General features: G+C 41.9%; 20 protein-coding genes. 15 read left to right on the plus strand and 5 right to left on the minus strand.

Annotated elements, in window-relative coordinates:
* Positions 1-6: 6 nt before the first annotated feature.
* From MKY52_RS20390 to MKY52_RS20455, 14 genes are all read left to right on the plus strand, one after another.
* On the plus strand, positions 7-879 hold the full coding sequence (locus MKY52_RS20390; protein WP_341053109.1) for a carbohydrate ABC transporter permease: 873 nt from the start codon (positions 7-9) through the stop codon (positions 877-879).
* A gap of 211 nt (positions 880-1,090) precedes the next feature.
* The gene (locus MKY52_RS20395) at positions 1,091-2,443 is read left to right on the plus strand and encodes a sodium-dependent transporter (RefSeq protein ID WP_341053110.1); all 1,353 of its coding nucleotides are present in this window, start codon (positions 1,091-1,093) and stop codon (positions 2,441-2,443) included.
* A 239-nt stretch (positions 2,444-2,682) separates the two neighbouring features.
* The gene (locus tag MKY52_RS20400) at positions 2,683-3,354 is read left to right on the plus strand and encodes a GntR family transcriptional regulator (RefSeq protein WP_042189543.1); all 672 of its coding nucleotides are present in this window, start codon (positions 2,683-2,685) and stop codon (positions 3,352-3,354) included.
* A gap of 20 nt (positions 3,355-3,374) precedes the next feature.
* A complete protein-coding gene (locus tag MKY52_RS20405; RefSeq protein ID WP_341053111.1) occupies positions 3,375-4,535 on the plus strand; it encodes an amidohydrolase in 1,161 nt (386 codons plus the stop codon).
* A gap of 46 nt (positions 4,536-4,581) precedes the next feature.
* On the plus strand, positions 4,582-5,625 hold the full coding sequence (locus tag MKY52_RS20410) for a methionine ABC transporter ATP-binding protein (protein ID WP_341053112.1): 1,044 nt from the start codon (positions 4,582-4,584) through the stop codon (positions 5,623-5,625).
* On the plus strand, positions 5,600-6,259 hold the full coding sequence (locus MKY52_RS20415) for a methionine ABC transporter permease (protein ID WP_042189536.1): 660 nt from the start codon (positions 5,600-5,602) through the stop codon (positions 6,257-6,259). The genes MKY52_RS20410 and MKY52_RS20415 overlap by 26 nt, the downstream gene beginning before the upstream one ends.
* 31 nt (positions 6,260-6,290) lie before the next feature.
* Positions 6,291-7,310, plus strand: a complete 1,020-nt coding sequence (locus tag MKY52_RS20420; protein ID WP_341053113.1) for a uroporphyrinogen decarboxylase family protein — start codon at positions 6,291-6,293, stop codon at positions 7,308-7,310.
* A gap of 11 nt (positions 7,311-7,321) precedes the next feature.
* On the plus strand, positions 7,322-8,149 hold the full coding sequence (locus MKY52_RS20425) for a MetQ/NlpA family ABC transporter substrate-binding protein (protein WP_076299273.1): 828 nt from the start codon (positions 7,322-7,324) through the stop codon (positions 8,147-8,149).
* Positions 8,150-8,167: 18 nt separating this feature from the next.
* Entirely contained in the window at positions 8,168-8,974 is an 807-nt protein-coding gene (gene proC / locus MKY52_RS20430) for a pyrroline-5-carboxylate reductase (protein ID WP_076285376.1), read from the plus strand.
* Between the two features lie 2 nt (positions 8,975-8,976).
* Positions 8,977-9,741, plus strand: coding sequence for a VOC family protein (locus MKY52_RS20435; RefSeq protein WP_341053115.1), 765 nt, complete (start codon positions 8,977-8,979; stop codon positions 9,739-9,741).
* Positions 9,742-10,161: 420 nt separating this feature from the next.
* Positions 10,162-11,346, plus strand: a complete 1,185-nt coding sequence (locus MKY52_RS20440; protein ID WP_341053116.1) for an NAD(P)/FAD-dependent oxidoreductase — start codon at positions 10,162-10,164, stop codon at positions 11,344-11,346.
* A 39-nt stretch (positions 11,347-11,385) separates the two neighbouring features.
* On the plus strand, positions 11,386-12,249 hold the full coding sequence (sigJ, locus tag MKY52_RS20445; protein WP_341053118.1) for an RNA polymerase sigma factor SigJ: 864 nt from the start codon (positions 11,386-11,388) through the stop codon (positions 12,247-12,249).
* A 221-nt stretch (positions 12,250-12,470) separates the two neighbouring features.
* Positions 12,471-13,433: a helix-turn-helix transcriptional regulator gene (locus MKY52_RS20450; RefSeq protein WP_341053119.1), complete on the plus strand. Its 963-nt coding sequence runs from the start codon at positions 12,471-12,473 to the stop codon at positions 13,431-13,433.
* A 110-nt stretch (positions 13,434-13,543) separates the two neighbouring features.
* Positions 13,544-14,170, plus strand: coding sequence for a type 1 glutamine amidotransferase family protein (locus MKY52_RS20455; RefSeq protein WP_341053121.1), 627 nt, complete (start codon positions 13,544-13,546; stop codon positions 14,168-14,170).
* 170 nt (positions 14,171-14,340) lie between these two features.
* Here MKY52_RS20455 and MKY52_RS20460 read toward each other — a convergent pair whose 3' ends face one another.
* The 4 genes from MKY52_RS20460 to MKY52_RS20475 all read right to left on the minus strand — a co-directional run bounded on the left by MKY52_RS20460 (position 14,341) and on the right by MKY52_RS20475 (position 17,192).
* A complete protein-coding gene (locus tag MKY52_RS20460) occupies positions 14,341-15,216 on the minus strand; it encodes an AraC family transcriptional regulator (protein ID WP_341053122.1) in 876 nt (291 codons plus the stop codon).
* Positions 15,217-15,242: 26 nt separating this feature from the next.
* Positions 15,243-16,361, minus strand: a complete 1,119-nt coding sequence (locus MKY52_RS20465) for a C45 family peptidase (protein WP_341053124.1) — start codon at positions 16,359-16,361, stop codon at positions 15,243-15,245.
* Between the two features lie 193 nt (positions 16,362-16,554).
* Positions 16,555-16,851, minus strand: coding sequence for a hypothetical protein (locus MKY52_RS20470; protein ID WP_341053126.1), 297 nt, complete (start codon positions 16,849-16,851; stop codon positions 16,555-16,557).
* A 14-nt stretch (positions 16,852-16,865) separates the two neighbouring features.
* On the minus strand, positions 16,866-17,192 hold the full coding sequence (locus MKY52_RS20475; RefSeq protein WP_341053128.1) for an ArsR/SmtB family transcription factor: 327 nt from the start codon (positions 17,190-17,192) through the stop codon (positions 16,866-16,868).
* Between the two features lie 268 nt (positions 17,193-17,460).
* On the opposite strand from MKY52_RS20475, the gene MKY52_RS20480 reads away from it, so the two are divergent.
* A complete protein-coding gene (locus MKY52_RS20480) occupies positions 17,461-17,559 on the plus strand; it encodes a sporulation protein YjcZ (protein ID WP_082651031.1) in 99 nt (32 codons plus the stop codon).
* Between the two features lie 83 nt (positions 17,560-17,642).
* Here the strand turns inward: MKY52_RS20480 and MKY52_RS20485 are convergent, their stop codons facing one another.
* Positions 17,643-18,362 carry a class I SAM-dependent methyltransferase gene (locus tag MKY52_RS20485; RefSeq protein ID WP_341053130.1) on the minus strand — a complete coding sequence of 240 codons (720 nt, stop codon included), beginning with the start codon at positions 18,360-18,362 and terminating at the stop codon, positions 17,643-17,645.
* Positions 18,363-18,622: the final 260 nt, after the last annotated feature.

The following is an 18,622-nucleotide window of genomic DNA, read 5'->3' on the forward strand; positions in this document are numbered from 1 at the left end:
CAACTGATGTACCATAAAACAATTCCATATCGAATATTCAGTATAATCAATAATGTGTGCTTGACTATCCTTTCCGTGCTCTGCCTGCTACCTTTGTACCACTTACTCATGGTATCTCTTAGTGCATCCGCACCTGCTAATGCTGGATTAGTCACATTCTGGCCAATTGGCTTTACCTTTGAAGCCTATGCAAAGACATTTAATAATGTCAATTTCCTTAACTCCTTGTGGGTGTCTGTGGAACGGACAGTACTCGGAACAGGACTTGCGCTGGTGGTAAATACGGTTGCAGCATATGCGCTGTCTAAGGAAACAAGAGTCTTTCGTGCAAGAAACGTCTATCTTTGGTATTTTGTTGTCACTATGCTGTTCAGCGGTGGTCTGATACCGGGTTACATTCTAATTCTGAAGCTTGGTCTTATGAATTCATTGATGGCGCTTATTCTTCCTGGATTAGTTGCTGTATTTAACATCATTTTGCTTCTGAATTTCTTCCGTACCGTACCTAAAGATCTTGAGGAAGCAGCTTTTATTGATGGGGCAGGGCACTTTCAGACCTTTTTGAAAATATATTTACCGGTCTCCTTACCTGTTATTGCAACCGTCTCTCTATTCCTTATGGTAGGACACTGGAACGCTTATTTTGATGGTATTATTTATATCAGAGATGCAGACAAGCTTCCGTTGGCAACGTTTATGCAGACGATTATCGTTCAGGCAGATATGTCTAAGCTTGATCCGGCAGCCGTTGCTAATTTATCACAACGAACCATCCGGGCCTCGCAGATTTTCATAAGTGCTTTGCCAATTCTATTGGTGTATCCTTTCCTACAACGTTTCTTTGTAACTGGGATTGTGGTAGGTGCTGTAAAAGAATAATCTCTTTTTAGAAAAAGAGTTTGAAAAAGGAGCTACGGTTCTAGTCCAAGACTAGAACATGTAGCTCTTTTTTTGTTGCGATGAATTTCATGACTGAATTGGATAATTATTGAAAATACTAAAAATATTCAGAAAATTTTCATATGACGATCATGCTAACATAGGCTATAATGAGGTCTAAAAAAGAAAAAAAAGAAAACGGGGCAAAAGAATGAATCAATTTAAAGGTGAAAAAAATCTTCTCTCAGAGAAGAAGGAGCGGTTCTCTTCCGCCGGCTTTATTTTTGCAGCTATCGGAAGCTCAGTAGGACTGGGGAACATGTGGAAATTTCCATATATTACTGGGGAAAATGGAGGGGCAGCTTTCTTCCTTCTCTTCATTGTATGTTTAGTGTTGATCGGATTACCCGTACTGTTGGCTGAGTTGGCTATCGGTCGCAGCGGACGAGGAAGCGCGGCTACCGCATTTGTACGGGCTGGAGGCGGGAAGAGCTGGATGGCAGTCGGATTTCTACAAGTCCTTGCACCATTTTTAATTCTCTCCTTTTATATCATTGTTGCAGGTTGGACACTGAACTACGCAATGATTGCCTTCAATGGACAACTGTTCAGTTCCAGTAATTATGCAGGTGAATTCAACTCCTTTATATCTGGACCTATGCCAATTGTTTGGCAGGGGATCGCAATTCTTATTACTGCTTGTGTAGTCATTCTTGGAGTCTCAGGCGGGATTGAGAAATTTAATAAAGTATTAATTCCTGGTCTGGTAGTTCTCCTTTTTGTATTGATGATTCGCGCAGTAACCTTACCAGGTGCAAACGAAGGGGTATCTTTTTTCCTTAAACCAGACTTTTCGGTGCTGACGGCGGAATCTGCGTTAGTTGCATTGGGACATGCTTTCTTTTCATTGTCACTAGGGATGGGGATCCTCCTGACTTACGGCTCTTATGTGGATAAAAAACAATCGCTAGGAACTGCCGCACTCGCAGTCGGAGCGGGAGATTTGTTATATGCGTTTATCGCAGGATTGATTATTTTTCCGACGACATTCTCATTTGGCATTGCTCCTGATCAAGGCCCTTCGCTAATTTTCATTGCTTTGCCAGCAGCTTTCTCAGCAATGCCGTTTGGTGCATTCTTTGGTGGTTTGTTCTTTATTTTGCTGGCGATTGCCGCTTTAACTTCAGCCGTATCCTTGCTTGAGGTGCCTGTATCTTTCGCGATGGAGCGCTGGAATTGGAACCGGAAACGTTCAGTTTGGATATTGTCTCTAGTATGTTTTCTACTCAGTATTCCTTCGGCGATGTCTTTGGGAATGTTCCCTGAGCTATCGTTTGGCGGAAAAGCGTTGTTCGATTGGGTGGATTTTGTAACTTCTAACATTATGTTGCCACTAGGCGGTCTGTTGGTTACCATCTTTGCTGGTTATTTCTGGAAAGGGGCAGCAGAAGCGGCTGGGCTTAAGGCAGGTTGGTTCCGCGTTTGGTTGTTTATGCTCCGGTATGTTGCGCCGATTCTGGTGTTCTTGGTGTTGCTTCATACTTCAGGGATTATTAAATTTTAATACAATTTAATTTCTAACAATAACAAATTAAGCTCTACGACCCTTTGCGGTTGTAGAGTTTTTTTATGTTGAAGATAAGTGCATTATTCCTCTAAATCCTACTTGACTAGGTGGATTAATTGGAATATAGTATAAAAAAGCTTGAACGAATCCATTCAAAACTAATAATTGTATACAATTATACAAATATATTGTTGAGGCTCTTGCCCGACAGATTATCGATGAGGAGCTACATAAATATGGCGATACGATCACGGAGGTTGTCAAAGGATAATACCTATGATGCATTAAAACAAAAAATTATTGATAGTGAATTAGAGCCGAATCAACCTGTACATGAAGAAAATTTGGCGGCGTTACTAGGGGTTAGTCGTACTCCACTAAGAGAGGCGATACAGAGATTGGAGAACGAGGATTTTCTCATTCGACAGCCAAATGGAAGACTTCGGGTGGCTTCTGTGACACTCAAAGAGGTTGAAGAAATATTCCAAATTCGCAGCATGCTTGAAGGCTACATCGCAAGAAATGCAGCTAAGCATGCTACAGAGAACGATATTGTAAATTTAACGACGATGATTACAAAAATGAAACACTCCTTCCAACTTGGCGACAATCAGAATTTTGTAACCTATGGATTTGAGTTTCATGATTATTTATCAGAAATCAGTGAACTAAAAACATTCGAGAAAGTTCTGAATCAATTAAGAGATCATTCCCTTCGCTATTGTCGATTCGTCTCCATGCATGGAGATTGGAATACACAGGCGGACGAAGAACATGATCTTATCTTGCAAATGATCGCTGACCACAATGAAGATGGCGCTGAAAAAGCAATGCGAGATCATATTTTAAGCAGTCTAGCTACTGCACTTGACCGGATTAAAGGTATTGAAGAAAAGTTGGAAGCATAAAGAAAGGGGAGCAATTTACTATGAATATACTTAATGAGGTTGATCAAGCATTAGCGAATCAATTAATTGATGTTCGTAGAAACCTACATAGAGAGCCTGAATTAGCTTATGAAGAATTTAAGACCACAGAGAAATTACGGGAATGGCTGACCCATGCCAATATTCATATTCTAGACCTTCCTTTACAAACCGGACTTATCGCAGAGATCGGACAAGGTAATGGACCTGTTGTAGCTATTCGCTGTGATATTGATGCACTTCCGATAGAGGAACAGACCGGATTACCTTTTGCTTCTGAGATTCCTGGGAAAATGCATGCTTGTGGGCACGATTTTCACACGGCTACGATTCTAGGAGCTGCCTTATTGTTAAAAGCACGTGAAAGTGAATTGCCTGGCAAGGTTAGAGTATTGTTCCAACCAGCAGAAGAAACAGGGCATGGGGCGGAGAGCGTCTTAGCATCAGGAGGACTCAAGGGTGTTGACGCTATATTCGGTTTACATAATTCACCAGACCTGCCTACAGGAGCTTTTGGAACAAGAACAGGAGCTTTAACAGCAGGTGTTGATCGGTTTGAAATTACGATAAAAGGTGTCGGCGCTCATGCTGCTTATCCTGAAAAAGGTGTGGATTCCATTGTCACTGCGGCTCAGATCATTACCTCGCTACAAACCATCGTAAGCCGCCAAAACAGTACTACAGAACCGGTGGTGTTAAGTGTCACCAGAATTAATGGGGGCTTCACATGGAATGTCCTGCCGGAAAAAGTGGAATTAGAAGGTACGGTGCGAACTTACAATGAAGAGATCCGTCACCAAATTCCAGTCCAAATGACTCGAATTATTGAAGGGATTGCTGCAGCTGCTGGAGCAGAGGCTAAGCTACATTGGTATCCAGGACCACCAGCAACGATTAATCATGGCGAATGGGCTGACTTTACCAAAGAGGTCGCTTCAGATGCCGAATATATAGTACATGATATCCCTCCGCAAATGGGAGGAGAAGATTTCTCTTTTTATTTACAACAGATACCGGGTGCTTTTGTAAATATAGGATCAGGCCCAGCCTATGCTTTACATCACCCTCAGTTCGATGTGGATGAAGCTGCGATTTTACCCGCTGCGAAGTACTTCGCTTTATTGGCAGAACAAGCGCTGGTGAAGCTACAAGTCAAAGCTTAATTAATCTCCTAGACCTAAATCCTAAAGATGATTGAGAGGAATGTATATGATTGAACTAAAACAGGTTTCCAAAACGTTCACTCGGAAAGGAATCACGATTGATGCTCTTAAAGGGATCGATTTAAAGGTTGATAAAGGCGATATCTTTGGCGTTATCGGCTATAGTGGTGCGGGGAAAAGTACATTAATTCGTTTAGTCAATTATTTGGAAAGACCAACTGAAGGACAGGTCTTCGTTGCTGGGCGTGATTTAGGAACCTATAACGATAAAGAGTTACGGGCGGCTAAGAAGAATATTGGCATGATTTTTCAACATTTTAATCTATTAGAATCTAAAAAAGTATTTGATAATGTAGCGATTCCTCTAGTTCTCTTAAAAAAGAATAAGAATGAAATCCGCCAGCGTGTACAAGAGTTGCTAGAGTTTGTTGGATTAAGTGACAAAGCAGGGAGTTACCCTAGTGAATTGTCAGGTGGACAGAAGCAGCGGGTCGGGATTGCCAGAGCGCTTGCCTCGAATCCATCCATCCTATTATGTGATGAAGCGACTTCTGCCTTAGATCCACAGACAACACATTCTATTTTACAGCTATTAAAAAAAATCAATGCAGAGTACAACATTACTGTGATGATCATTACACATGAAATGTCTGTCATTCAAGAGATTTGCAACAAGGTGGCGGTCATGGAAGAGGGCCGAATTATTGAGCAAGGAAGCGTTCTAGATGTATTCGGTAGTCCCAAGCATAAGACGACACAGAATTTTGTGAAGACGGTTATTCAAAATAGCATTACGCCAAGCGTCCAAAAATCCATCAAAACAGAACCCGGAAGTGTCCTTTATAAACTTAATTTTGTTGGAGAAAGCGCCTCTGAGCCTATCCTGTTCGAGATGATTCGATCCTACGATATGAAGGTCAATATTTTATTTGCGAACACGACCGAGATTCAGGAAACGACACTGGGTACAGTAATTATTCAATGCAGTGGAGATACACCTGAGATTAACAATGCGTTATCTTTCTTAAAACGTCATGGAGTCGGTGTAGAGGAGGTAGAATCTAATGTTTTCGACCACATTAACAGGTGATCAATTTCTGCAGGCGATTATTGAAACGATTCAGATGGTTGGCGTCTCCTTGTTTGTTGGCTCTTTGATAGGGATACCCTTTGGGATATTGCTTGTAATCACTCGTCCTGGTGGGGTTTTGGAGAACAAAGCGCTTTACGCCATACTAAATCCGATCATCAACATTATACGCTCTCTGCCTTTTATTATTTTACTTGTAGCGATTGTACCTTTCACACGTTTGATTGTTCATACTTCGATTGGGACAAGCGCAGCGATTGTACCTTTAATTATCTACATCGCACCTTATATTGGCCGTTTAGTAGAAAACTCCTTGCTTGAAGTGAACCCGGGAATTCTCGAAGCTGCTGAAGCGATGGGGGCTACGCCATTTCAAGTGATTTGGTACTTTTTGTTGCCAGAGGCGGTTGGATCATTAATTCTGTCTTTGACAACGGCAACGATCGGGTTGATCGGTGCAACTGCAATGGCTGGAACGGTAGGGGGCGGCGGTGTCGGCGACTTGGCGATTGTATATGGATACCAACGTTTTGACACGGTTGTAGTCGTAGCCACTGTTGTTATTCTAATTATTCTAGTGCAAGGCATTCAATCTTTAGGCAACACGCTAGCAAGAAAAATTCGCCGTTATTAGTCATTACATATTCCGGGAGGGAGTTTGGCAGATGAGTGAATGGAGCAAGCAAGATCGATTTAAAGCGATATTATCTGGAGAAAAGGCAGATCGCCCAATTGTAAGTGGTTGGCGGCATTTTATCGACAAAGAACAAACTGCAGATGATTTAGCGCAAACTACGATTTCTTTTACGAAACAATATGATTGGGACTGGGTCAAGATCAATCCTAGAGCAACTTATTTGGCGGAAGCTTGGGGCAATCAATATGATTTTACGGATTATCAGACTGTATTTCCAAGGCAGCAAACAACAGCAATTCCATCAGCGGTTAATCTATGGGATATCGAAGTTAAAAAGGCGGTGCATACAGCTTCCTTGGCAGAACACTTAGAGAGTGTTAGGAAAATTCGTCAAGGACTACCTAATACCCCACTAATCCAAACGGTATTCTCTCCATTAACAGTATTGCTATTTATTGTAGGGCGTTCTGCTTATGTTACAAAAACAGTGTTTGGCATTGAGCATCCGGTAACTTTGGAGTCGTTATTTAAGGAGCATCGTGCGGCAGCGCATCATGCGTTACATGCGATTTCATTAACCTTAGCCGATTATGTACAAGAGCTGCAGCAAGTGGGTTCTGACGGTTTGTTCTACGCTGTGACAGGCACCGCTCACCCAGGATTATTTGATGAAGCTATGTTTGACGAGTTCTCCAGACCTTATGACTCTATTGTCTTAGAAGCTGCAAGCTACGGCAAAAACATTCTTCATACTTGTGGGGCTTATGCCCAGCCTGAGAAATTTAATGATTATCTAATTGATGGGATCAGCTGGGATACTATAGCCGAGGGGAACCCTGGTTTAGAGGCGGATCTTAAAGCTACTAAAGTAGGTGGCGTCGATCATGGGCTGTTCGCTGTAAACGATATCGCACAAATTAAGCAGCAGGCTAAAGAAGCACTGACATTAATGAAAGACCAGCCTTTTATTCTTTCTCCAAATTGCGCTATCCCACTTAATGTGACGGATGAGGCGTTAGCACAACTAAAACAATCTATATTTGAATAGGAGATGAAGTTATGAAAAAGTTGATAGTAGTGTTGATGATAGGGGTTCTAGCGGTGTTGACGGCTTGCGGGAATAGTCAATCCGATAATTCTGGAGATAAGAAGAAGCTTACCATTGGATTTGGTGTGGGAACCTATGAGGAGCAATTCCGCCAATCGATCCTTCCAATCCTAGAGAAACAAGGCTATAGCGTTGAAATTAAGTCCTTTTCGCAAAACATGCAGGTCAATCCTGCGATGAAGGAAGGCTCCATTGACGCAAGTATCTTCCAAAGCACAGCATACATGGAGGCAATCAACAAAGAAATCAAAGCAGACATGGTAGGAATTGCTTATGCGCCTGGTGCACCACAAGGTCTTTATTCCGTAAATCATACTACACTTGACGATGTTAAAGATGGTACAACCGTAGCTGTTCCGAATGATCCTGTTAACCAAGAGCGTGCACTTCGTATCCTGGAAGAATTGGGTTGGATCAAGATTAAAGATGGCGCAGGCGTAGCTGATTTTAACATCAACAGCATGGAACCGGATAAATATAACATTGATATTAAAATATTGGACCCTGCTCAAATCCTAGTTTCACTGCAAGATGTTGATTACGGCGTTGTAAACGGGAATTATATTGCTAATTCAGACAGAAAGATTACGGATGCCTTGAAAATCGAAAATACGCCTATGGAACACAGAATTATCGTATCAGTTAATAAAAAGGATGAAAATACACAGTGGGCGAAAGACTTGAAAGCAGCTTATGAATCTAAAGAGTTCGAAGAATATATTCGTGGAATAGAGAAATATGATGGTTTCATTCTGCCTGAAGCATGGGACAACAATTAAGTAAGGAAGTGAACGCAAGTGACACAAGAAAAGATTCATTTTATTGGTGGAGGACAGATGGCGGAAGCGATCATTCGCGCATGTATATCCAACAACACCCTGTCGGTAGATCAAATTAGTATATCTGACATTAATGAAGCTCGTCTTCAGTTTTTGAGTACCAAATACGGAATAGATACGAAGAGCTCACAGGAGCAAAGCCTATCTACTGCAGATCTGATTGTGGTTGCGGTGCGTCCACAGGATGATTTAACTACACTTGGACAAATCGTACAACAATTCGCTTCACCTACCGCAGTCATCGTATCGATTGTGGCAGGTGTGACGAATGTCCAATTAGCAGGCTATTTTGGAGCTGAGAGGTCCATTATCCGTGTCATTCCAAATACATTGACGGATACAGGCTACGGATATAGCGGTGTAGCATTAAATGCTTACGCTAGCCGTGATCAAGTGGAGCATTTCTTACTCGGATTTGGTAAAGTGCAATATCTGGATGAGACATTAATGGATATTTTCACTGGATTTGGTGTGGCTGGCCCCAACTATATTTATTATTTCATAGAGTCTTTTGTAGATGCAGGTGTGCTTGCCGGATTGCCGCGTGAGCAAGCCTGGAATGTTGCACTGGAGAATATGATGGGATCGGTAGCTATGCTGCAGCAGACAGGGCTGCATCCAAGACAACTGCTTGATATTAATAATTCACCTGGCGGAGTTGGAATGCATGGCTTGTACGAATTAAATAACAGTGATTTCGCAGCAGGTCTGCAAAGAAGTGTTCTGGCAGCTGTGAAGCGTACTACTGAGCTAGGAGTGAAGTAATCATGGCAACAGTGAAATGGGATCACTTAGTACACTACGTCAATGATCTGTCCAAACCGGTTGGAATTTTTGGAGCTCATGATTTGGTTGCTTTTAAGGGAGGTTCTCATAAAGATTGGGGAACCTATAACGCATTAAGTTATTTCGGGCTAACCTATCTCGAATTTCTGGGCATTGAGAATCTTGAGCTGGCAAAGGCAACCGAACATAATCTAGTGGTGAAAGACGCTGTAAAACTTCTGCCGGAGCATGAAGTCTTAAGCAGAGTAGTCATCCGGACAGATGATATTGAAGAAGTAGCGGATTCCCTTAAGGCAGCGGGTTTATCACTATCTCCAATCATCGATGGGAAGCGTCTAGATAACGAGGGAAGATTAATCGAGTGGCGCATGATGACTATCGGTGGTGCCTTTCAAGGCCTAGTCTATCCGTTCATCATTCAATGGAGCGGAACAGATGCAGAGAGGTTAGAAAGATTAACTTCGTCTGGAGTCATCCAGCCTCATCCTGCTGGTCATGTCGAAATCGTGCGCGCTGTATTCCATGTCTCCGATCCTGCAGCTACCGCTAAACACTGGGGATCGATATTCGGACTGCCTGTAGCAGAGTCAGAGGACGGTACCTTTAAACTTGCGATAGGAGATAAGTCTTTTGCTTTCGTGCAAGGGGATGAGAACCAGTTCAAGCAGGTGATTTTTGAAACGGATTCATTAGCGCTGAAAGAGAAGACGATTCAGATCGGTGACGGGGAGTATGTTTTTGTATAAGGCATTAGTTTCTTTATAATTTAAGATAAAAAGACTTGCTAGAAGGTATTGATATCTCGAGCAAGTCTTTTTGCTATAAGTTGATGTGATTTTTTTGTTTTAGTCAATTTGTAAACCGGATAAAATTACATTTTATGGTAAAATAACCATGATAACGAAGATTGAAAACCTCGAGTATGCAGTTAAGAGATAACCTTCAACGGATTAATTCATGTACCAAAAGTATAGTATCCACTTTGATTGGGATTGCAATTTAAGAAGGATGTATCCCTTCTGATGATATTACTTTGAATAACAAAATGTTTTTTGCGATGATAACTTTTTCAAGTACAGATAATCGGCAGTCATTGAAATATCGTTGTTGTCACAAAACGACTCCTTATCTCGTTTTATATGCAGACGGAATAAGGAGTGGTTGCAATGAAAGAATTGACATGCATCGTTATTGGCGGAGGATATGCAGGTATTAATGCAGTTAAAGCGATTCGGAAAACATTTAAGGGGCAAGCAAGTAAACGAACACTCCGACTTATTTTAATCGATAAGAACCCTTATCACTTTCGCAAAGTATTGCTTTTTAAGCCCGCGGTCGGAGATGAAGAGATTACTATCCCTCTGACTAGGTTATTTCCCGAGGGGGTTGAATTCGTTCAGGCTACTGTAACGAAAATCGAATCAGGGGAAAGAAGGCTACTTTGTCAGGATGCTGTAGGAAATAAGAATTCGATAAAATATGACTTCCTCGTTCTGGCGGTGGGCAGCGTCGTGCGGCAACCCGACCCTGATCTAGGAGGTATAGCATTAGCGAGTTTAGACGCTGCGTGGAAGATCCGAGAGGCATGGCGCGCGAATATAAAGAAAGCTGTAAAGGAAAAAAGCTCGAAAGAACGTCAGAGATTAATGACCATTGCCGTTGTTGGAGCGGGCATAAGCGGCATCGAGACATCTGCTGAACTAGCTTATTTTTTTCGTGATGATGCGGTATCATTGGGACTTGACCCGAATGCTGTAAGGATAAATTTATTTAACGCGAATAAGAGACTTTTCCCAGAAGGCCCGGCAAAAGTAGGGCTTAAACTGGAACGTTCACTTGACGCTTGCGGAGTAACTACCTTACATGGAAGTAGGGTATTACAGGAGAAAGAGGGAGTGCTAACCTTATCTAACGGCGAAACGATGTCCGCTGGCCTATGTGTCTGGACGCTGGGGCTGTTACCCAACCCAATGCTGCAAAGCATCGGGTTACCGGTCACTCCGGAAGGATACGTGATCGTAGATGCAAGTTATCGGGTTCAAGGGGCCCAGGGTGTATACAGTATCGGCGACTGTGCGCGAATCGTAGACCCTGCTACCGGACGGGTGGACGGGAAGACGTGTAAGGAAGCGACCGCCCAAGCAGCAAGGCTTGGAAAGATTTTATCGGCGGATATTGCAGGGCGTCCGGCACCCATGCATAAGGAATTTATTGACTTTTTTTGTTTTGCCTTAGGTCCGGAGCAGGGAATGGTATGGACACATCAATGGGGGTTAGATATTATTTTTACAGGAAAGCTGGGTTGGCGAATAAGGAAATTCACATGGGATTCGGCAAGTCTGTTAAAATAATGTAAACAGAGGGTTAGTGGAAAAGGGTGGAATTTTAAGATGCAAGAGTTATATGAGCATTATAAAGGGCTGCTTTTTACGCTTGCCTACCAACTGACTGGATCGGTCTCCGATGCGGAGGACGCTGTGCAGGACGTATTCCTGAAGTTGTATGATGTAAAGCTGGATCGATTGGTTGAACCCAAAGCATATTTGTGCAAAATGGTAACTAATCGCTGTCGGGATTTATTCAATTCGGCGCGTAAGCGGCGGGAACAGTATTTCGGGCAATGGCTTCCTGAGCCCCTTCTTACTCCGAATGATGAATCGTTTGAATCGGTTGTTCAAGGCGAGCTGCTGTCTTATGCTATGCTCGTATTGCTTGAAAGGCTGTCCCTTACGGAACGAGCAGTGTTCGTGCTTCGTGAGGCGCTCGGCTTTGAATATGCTAAAATTGCTGAGCTCGTTGGCAAAAGCGAAGCGAATTGCCGCAAGCTGATCAGCCGTGCGAGAGGAAAAATGGGGATTACCCCCGATGAACCAGTCAATCCCGAAGCTGCAAGCGAAGAGTGGGTCCGTCGACTCCTAGCGGCTCTCGAACAGGGTAACGTGGATAGGGTTGTATCCATGCTCGCCAAAGATGTCGTGTTGGTCTCAGATGGAGGGGGTAAAGCCTTCGCCGCCGTCCATCCTATTGAATCGCGCGATCTCGTCGCCCGGTTCCTTCTCGGCTTAACTCGTAAGGCTCCTCATTACGAAGGAGGCGTGCATGTAGAAATGAGGGATATAAATGGCCAAACAGGACTCGTTGTCCGTTCAGGAGATGGCATCGTAACTGTTGTGCTAATGCATGTCGAGAGAAATTCGATTCGCAACTTATACTTTGTTAGGAACCCAGATAAGCTGAGGCATTTATTGAAATGAAAAGAGGATTTGAAAAAAATCGCCGTTAGAACAGTTATGGAGATGTGGGGGAGTGAGCACTCAGGTAACACTAACGGAGTTGATTAGTAATAACAAGGAATTCAGGAGTGTATCAACACTACTAGGATCAGAATAAAGGAATACAGTGGATTAGCAAACAAATCACTTAAAGTGCTTGTTAGAAGCTAAGTATAGTGGTAATCAAAGGTGAGGATTATGTTATGCCAAAAAATGATAATATGCTAACAATTCTATGGATGTTGAATTCGGGAGAGAAATTGACTGCAAAGCAAATATCGGAAAAGTTAGAGATAAATATAAGAACAGTTTATCGGTATATTGATGCACTATGTGTCAGTGGCGTCCCTATCATATCCGACACAGGGCACAATGGCGGGTATAGCTTGCTGCACAATTTTATCAAATCTCCTCTGCTATTTAGTATTGATGAAAAAAAGACACTGCTTCATGCTGCCCTATTTGCAAAAGAAGCCGGATATCCTTTGAGTGAGGCATTAGAGAATGCAACATCCAAGTTGAAAATGTATTCGAATCAGGAGCAGGAAAGTATACTAAGCCATCATTTAGCCGGATTTGAAGTAATAAACCGCAGGGGATACCCCGCTGTTCAGCCGGTATTGCAGGAATTGGAGCACGCTGTAGCAAATGAATGGTCTGTAGAAATTTCTTATCGTAACAGTCATGAAGAGCAGTCCCAAAATAGGGTAATAGACCCCTATGGCGTGGTTAATTGGAACAATAAGTGGTACACAATTGCATTTTGCCACCTGAGGAATGAGATCCGCAGCTTTCGGGTAGAACGAATTCTGAACATCACACGCACGTCATTCTCATTTAGGCGTCCCAATGATTTTTCAGCGCGTACTTTTTTTATGAAAAATCTGTTACCAGATGTAGTAGGTAAATCCGAATTAATATCTTTAATTATTGGTGGCAGGGCAGAGGCGTTGGATGATTTATGCATACATTGGTTTTTGGAGCATCATTTGCAGGAGCGGACATCAACGCAAGCATTTTTTTTACTTGAGGAAGAATCACTGTATACATATGTTCCGTATATAATTCTTCCCTATGGGAAATCCATTCAAGTTATAGAGCCACAGAATCTAAAGAATAAACTTGTGGCGGTTGCTTCAGAGTTAATGGAATATTATCAAGTTTAACAACTTCACTGACAGCAGATGTCAGTGAAGTTGTTTTATTATAATGATAACCACTCATTAAAGATGAATGGTTGCTGTTACCTAATAAACTTTATGAGGAGCACTTAGAAATGAATAATACAGTATATCTTTATGTGTTTGATACCATGTCCGATTGGGAAATAGGTTATTTAGCCGCCGAACTGAACTCTGGAAGACACTTCAGACAGGGGCTGGCTCCAGCAAAAATAGTCACCGTTGGGATAGAAAAGACTCCGGTAACTACAATGGGCGGATTGAAAATAATGCCTGACATTAAAGTGGATGAGTGCAGCATTAAAAGCGTAGATGCACTGATTTTACCTGGTGGAAATACATGGACAGAAGCTATTCACGTGCCCATATTAAAAATTGTCGAGATGTGTTTAAAGGAAGGGATAGTAGTTGGAGCAATTTGCGGTGCTACCTTAGGACTTGCTCAAGCAGGATTGTTAGATTCACGTTGTCACACAAGCAATGATTTGGCCTACCTTAAAATGATTTGCCATTCTTACACGGGCGAAGAATATTACAAAGTGGAATCTGCTGTCACCGATGGGAAATTGATCACCGCATCCGGAGTAGCTCCATTAGAATTTTCTGTTCATGTTTTAAAAGCGCTAGATGTATTTTCTCCAAAAACATTAGACGCTTGGTATCGTCTTAATAAAACTCAGGAACCTAAATATTTCTACGAGTTAATGAATTCAATCCAATGACAGTATAGGGATATTAGGCATGTGGAGTGCTGTGTGTTGTTGATTCACTAATAATGTCTGAAGACCACATTTACCTATAAATAGAAGCCCAGGCGTGTTCAACGCTTGGGCTTTTGCTGTTCGGTCTAAGTCGCGCTATCATCCAATAATTCTCTAGGGGGTAATGATTTTTATTTGATCGGAATGTACAGGTCAACTTTGGAATCAGGATGATCATATCCTAAATATCGTTGATCGTATAGCTCAAAATCCTCCCGCTCGTCCATTTCCTCTTTCGTGTTAAGGAACCACGTTCCCCAAATATAATGGAACGTTTGGGGAAGCGTGCGCAGTGTACCAGTGTGAGTGAATACGGCGTAACGCCCCTCTGGAAGTACCTTTTGTACAAATTTTGCAGGAAGTCCTTCAAAAGAAGCCACTTCGATGCCAGCGACCTCTGTAAATAGCACCTCATCACTCATGGAGTATAGGCTGTTTTCATGACAGGCCTCGCAGATGCCAAATCCTCGTCCATTAAGTGAACGATGGGGAATTTGAGTAGAAATATTGTTGAATTTCTGCCACAGTTCGGCTAGTTTGTTATCCTTGAGCGTTGTTTCTCCACGTATTCCGGCGACCTTCGTCTCTGGGAGTTTTACAATGGTAGGGTGTACGGTAACATTGCAAGTTAGATGCTCCAATAAATTAGCGTGCAGTTTAGTCTTGGAAGCAATGAAGGTGTCCAGTCGATTGATACGGTATTCCTGCGGGCTGACCTTATATATGAATTTAAACGCACGACTAAAAGACTCGGCGGACTCAAAGCCGTTGTCTAGCGCAACATCTATAATTCTTTTGTTTGTGTAAAGCAAAGCTTTTGCAGCATTGGCCAGTCGACGTTTCTTAATATAGCTGCCGATGCTTTCCCCTAATATAGCGGTGAATTGGCGGTTCAAATGATAGTAGGAATAGCCTGCTGCCCGTGCAACATCCTCTACTTTAATCGCTTCGCCAAGCATGTCTTCAATATAGATTATCGCTTGCTCTAACGCCAGTCGATAGTCCAATTTGAATCCCTCCATCGGTCAACTGTTCAAAGTAAAGAGTGATAATCGAACATAGCTTTGTCCGCGCTCTCCATACAAATCTGGATATTTGTTGTGGAGTCTGGTATAGCTTGTTTTAAATCATAAGTCTGCCAGCCATTTTCCGCTCTGCCGCCCCAACATAGCTCAATTATACCGTCTGCGGGGGAGAACACCATGCTTTTGGTTGTACCGAAGTAATCCTCATAATAATGACTGCACAGCCCATTCGGGTATTTGGACAACAGCATCTCCTTTAGATGTTCGTTCGTCATAGCTGTTGCTCCTTTCAGTTGTGAAGCGATCCACTCCCCTCGCCGTAAAGAATGAATGGCAGCCTGGGGCTCATAACGAACTAATGGTGGAAGGACTGGATGATTGGTAGCCCAGAGGAACTGCTCTTGCGAAGCTGGACTAATTTGCTTCGTCGCTTGCATGCCGTTCATCGTTTCAAACAAGGCGGCATTCCCTTTTTTATCTAGCAGCATCAAATTGACATTACAGGCGATAGGCATCTCTTTTAAATAATAAAGTGATTCTTCGACATTTTTACAATTTTCCAGTAACGCCCGAATGGCCGCCCAGAAATGTAATCCTTTTACTTTAGGTGCACGCAAAAAGGGCACAGCCCCGACAGGAAAGCCGCAAGCACTCATTGTAACAGCAAGTCCATGCTCATTAAAACCGTCGTCTCTCCCAAAGCTCATTGTACTTGTGCCCATGTGCGTATATTTACCTGTTACTGAGGTTCTGACTAACACAAAATCCTCGATCTGATGATTGAATTCATAGTTGCGAGCTAACAATGGCTTGTTCTGTGCTGTCATATTTGGCAGTAAGGCAATCTGACTGCATCGCGGCAGCAGATACGTCATGGCGTAGTAAGCGATTTGCTCGGTATTAACCTTTAATGCATCGGCAAAGCCAACAATTTCTTCTGAAATGCCTGGGCACCACTCATCGAATAGTTTGACAGCGTCTTTATATTCTGTTAAACCAAAGCCTTCGAGTATACGAGTGTAAGCAATCTTGTGTGCTGTATTTTCTGAAATAATATTGCCTAGCTTATACCCAATTTCATAGCTTGTTCCTTTCAAATCCAGTGTATGAACGGAAATCGTTAACATCCTGTTCCCTCCTTTTTTCTACAGTTTAAGGTGGAAAGGGAAGCAGTGCATGATATTTTGTGCTGTTTTGATGATAAAGAAGGGAACGTGCGGTGCTGTTCAAGGCTTACTGAAGTTAATGAAGGATATAACAAAGGCCCATCATATCTTATCGGATGGGCCTTTACAGGGGTGATTGTTGCAATTCCGCCGTTTATTCTACCTCACTAAGAATCTTTTCAATTTTTTCGATGCGGGTTCGAATTTGCGACAATTCCTCAGATGATTTGTCTTGTCTATCCTTGATTTCGTGCTGCATGACGGAAAAGCTTCCCGTCAGCTTGCGGAACTCATCCTCCAAATTGATCGAATATGCGTTTTGGGTTGCAAAACGTTTGGTCTTAGACTTCTGAATAGTGACTACGAGTGCAACAATTACCCCCAGAACGAGAATTCCGAATCCGAATGCCATTCCGAAATAACCATATAAACTTCCGCTGTCTTGATTCATGGATAGCCCTCCTATTATTCATCATCTGTTTGAGAAACTTTGACACTTAATGTTGGGACCAATTTCGCAATTATTTCCGGCGAGAGTAGGATATTAAAATCCGTTAGCTCATAGAACTTCATCGCCTTTCCGTCATTTGATAACTCTAAGCTGCCGGATACCAAATCGGCTCCTTCTAACTTCTGTAGATGTAAATACAGCAAAGGCCGACTTATACCGATTTCCCGAGCAAGCTCACTGACATATTTCCGTCTATCCTTCAACGACGCAATGATGCGCAGACGATAGGGATTGGACAGGGCTTCCAAAATACGTAGTAAATCGTTCCCGTTTTCTTTCATGAGTAATTTCTCCGCTTCGAACTGCATAGTTGGAACTTTTATAAAAGGAGTATAAGTTTTTATACCACCTGTAAGAAAAATATAACACGTGTTTATTTATTGAGTCAATTTGTTTTTTAGTTAGTTACAAATATTTTTTGAATGATTTTATTACATCACAATGATTAGGATATAACCGTATTTTTCCTTCGTGTTAATTAGGTTATAATCCATACATTTAGAATAGCAGTGCATATTATGTTTTAAGAAGTAAAAGGGGGGATAATCAATGAGTTGTGGAGTTGGAGGCAGATTTACTTCTACTGGAGAAATTTTGGTTCTTTATATCTTATTAGTAATTGTGTTATCTGCTTGTTTCTTTGTATAATAGCAGGCTATCAGAAAGAACAATAGCCACTGTTCCAAGGCTATTGTTCTTTTTTCGCAAATGTTGATGGACATGCCAATCCTTTATTTCGTTCCAATAACGAGAATAAATCCGATGTATTCATGATAACGGTCCATTATACTGTTGTACTTACTGATCACTTCCCAAATCGTGTGGTCAAGAAAGGAATCAGTATCCATTTGTTGATAATGGTCTGGATGCTCTGTAAGATCCTCACTTGATTTAGGAAACAAGAAGGGACCATCTATCTGTGAATGATAAAATCCCATAGTGTTTACTAATGCTGACCATTTATTAAAGTCCCATAGATTCTCAACATGATAAAATGTACTAATCACTTGATTGATTTCTGTAGACATAGGTTTATATTGAATCATTTCTCTGTCAAAAAGCTTGCCTCCAGTCCGCAGAACCCTATAATATTCCGAAAATGCCTTTTCTGTATCAGTGAAAATGGATACAGACTCAACAAGAATCACATCAAATGACTCGTTAGGAAAAGGAAGCGAACTTGCGTCTCCTACTAAGAATTGAATTGAAGAATTCTCTTTTTCAGCTCGTATTTTTGCTTTTGAGATCATATCTGGTTGAATATCTATACCTACTACATCATGACCTTGTGCAGCTAAATAACAAGATGTTCTGCCAGTGCCACAACCAACTTCAAGGATTCGGGAAGCAGGTGGTAGCGGATATTGTTCAAATTGCTTTAAAGTTGCAGTAAACCCTCCAGGATGAGCATTTCCAACACCTAATTTAGCCAGCATATTCAAATATTCCATGAGTGTAAATTCCTTTCACTGCGGGTCTTATTTTATAATATGAATAAAAATTAACTTTGTACCGCAGTGCTGAATATTACTAACTTAAGGACATACATAAAAGAAAATATTGGTTTATTTTTAAATTAAAAGCCAGGTCGTCAAGCATATAAGTAATTGCTTGACGATCTGGCTTTTTTTGCTAAAAAGGATATGATTGTCCGTTCTTTTAGTAGTCTCCGATTACAAGTTGGGGTTTTATTTAATTTATTCAAGGACAC

It is taken from the genome of Paenibacillus sp. FSL P4-0184 (assembly GCF_038004625.1).
GTDB lineage: Bacteria > Bacillota > Bacilli > Paenibacillales > Paenibacillaceae > Paenibacillus_AQ.

Coding starts and splice junctions, on each gene's coding strand:
- MKY52_RS20425 (WP_076299273.1), top strand. CDS start 7,322: ATGAAAAAGTTGATAGTAGTGTTGATGATAGGGGTTCTAGCGGTGTTG.
- sigJ (WP_341053118.1), top strand. CDS start 11,386: ATGCAAGAGTTATATGAGCATTATAAAGGGCTGCTTTTTACGCTTGCC.
- MKY52_RS20420 (WP_341053113.1), top strand. CDS start 6,291: ATGAGTGAATGGAGCAAGCAAGATCGATTTAAAGCGATATTATCTGGA.
- MKY52_RS20435 (WP_341053115.1), top strand. CDS start 8,977: ATGGCAACAGTGAAATGGGATCACTTAGTACACTACGTCAATGATCTG.
- MKY52_RS20440 (WP_341053116.1), top strand. CDS start 10,162: ATGAAAGAATTGACATGCATCGTTATTGGCGGAGGATATGCAGGTATT.
- MKY52_RS20470 (WP_341053126.1), bottom strand. CDS start 16,851: ATGAATCAAGACAGCGGAAGTTTATATGGTTATTTCGGAATGGCATTC.
- MKY52_RS20485 (WP_341053130.1), bottom strand. CDS start 18,362: ATGGAATATTTGAATATGCTGGCTAAATTAGGTGTTGGAAATGCTCAT.
- MKY52_RS20390 (WP_341053109.1), top strand. CDS start 7: ATGTACCATAAAACAATTCCATATCGAATATTCAGTATAATCAATAAT.
- MKY52_RS20405 (WP_341053111.1), top strand. CDS start 3,375: ATGAATATACTTAATGAGGTTGATCAAGCATTAGCGAATCAATTAATT.
- MKY52_RS20465 (WP_341053124.1), bottom strand. CDS start 16,361: ATGTTAACGATTTCCGTTCATACACTGGATTTGAAAGGAACAAGCTAT.
- MKY52_RS20400 (WP_042189543.1), top strand. CDS start 2,683: ATGGCGATACGATCACGGAGGTTGTCAAAGGATAATACCTATGATGCA.
- MKY52_RS20450 (WP_341053119.1), top strand. CDS start 12,471: ATGCCAAAAAATGATAATATGCTAACAATTCTATGGATGTTGAATTCG.
- MKY52_RS20410 (WP_341053112.1), top strand. CDS start 4,582: ATGATTGAACTAAAACAGGTTTCCAAAACGTTCACTCGGAAAGGAATC.
- MKY52_RS20480 (WP_082651031.1), top strand. CDS start 17,461: ATGAGTTGTGGAGTTGGAGGCAGATTTACTTCTACTGGAGAAATTTTG.
- MKY52_RS20455 (WP_341053121.1), top strand. CDS start 13,544: ATGAATAATACAGTATATCTTTATGTGTTTGATACCATGTCCGATTGG.
- MKY52_RS20395 (WP_341053110.1), top strand. CDS start 1,091: ATGAATCAATTTAAAGGTGAAAAAAATCTTCTCTCAGAGAAGAAGGAG.
- MKY52_RS20475 (WP_341053128.1), bottom strand. CDS start 17,192: ATGAAAGAAAACGGGAACGATTTACTACGTATTTTGGAAGCCCTGTCC.
- MKY52_RS20415 (WP_042189536.1), top strand. CDS start 5,600: ATGTTTTCGACCACATTAACAGGTGATCAATTTCTGCAGGCGATTATT.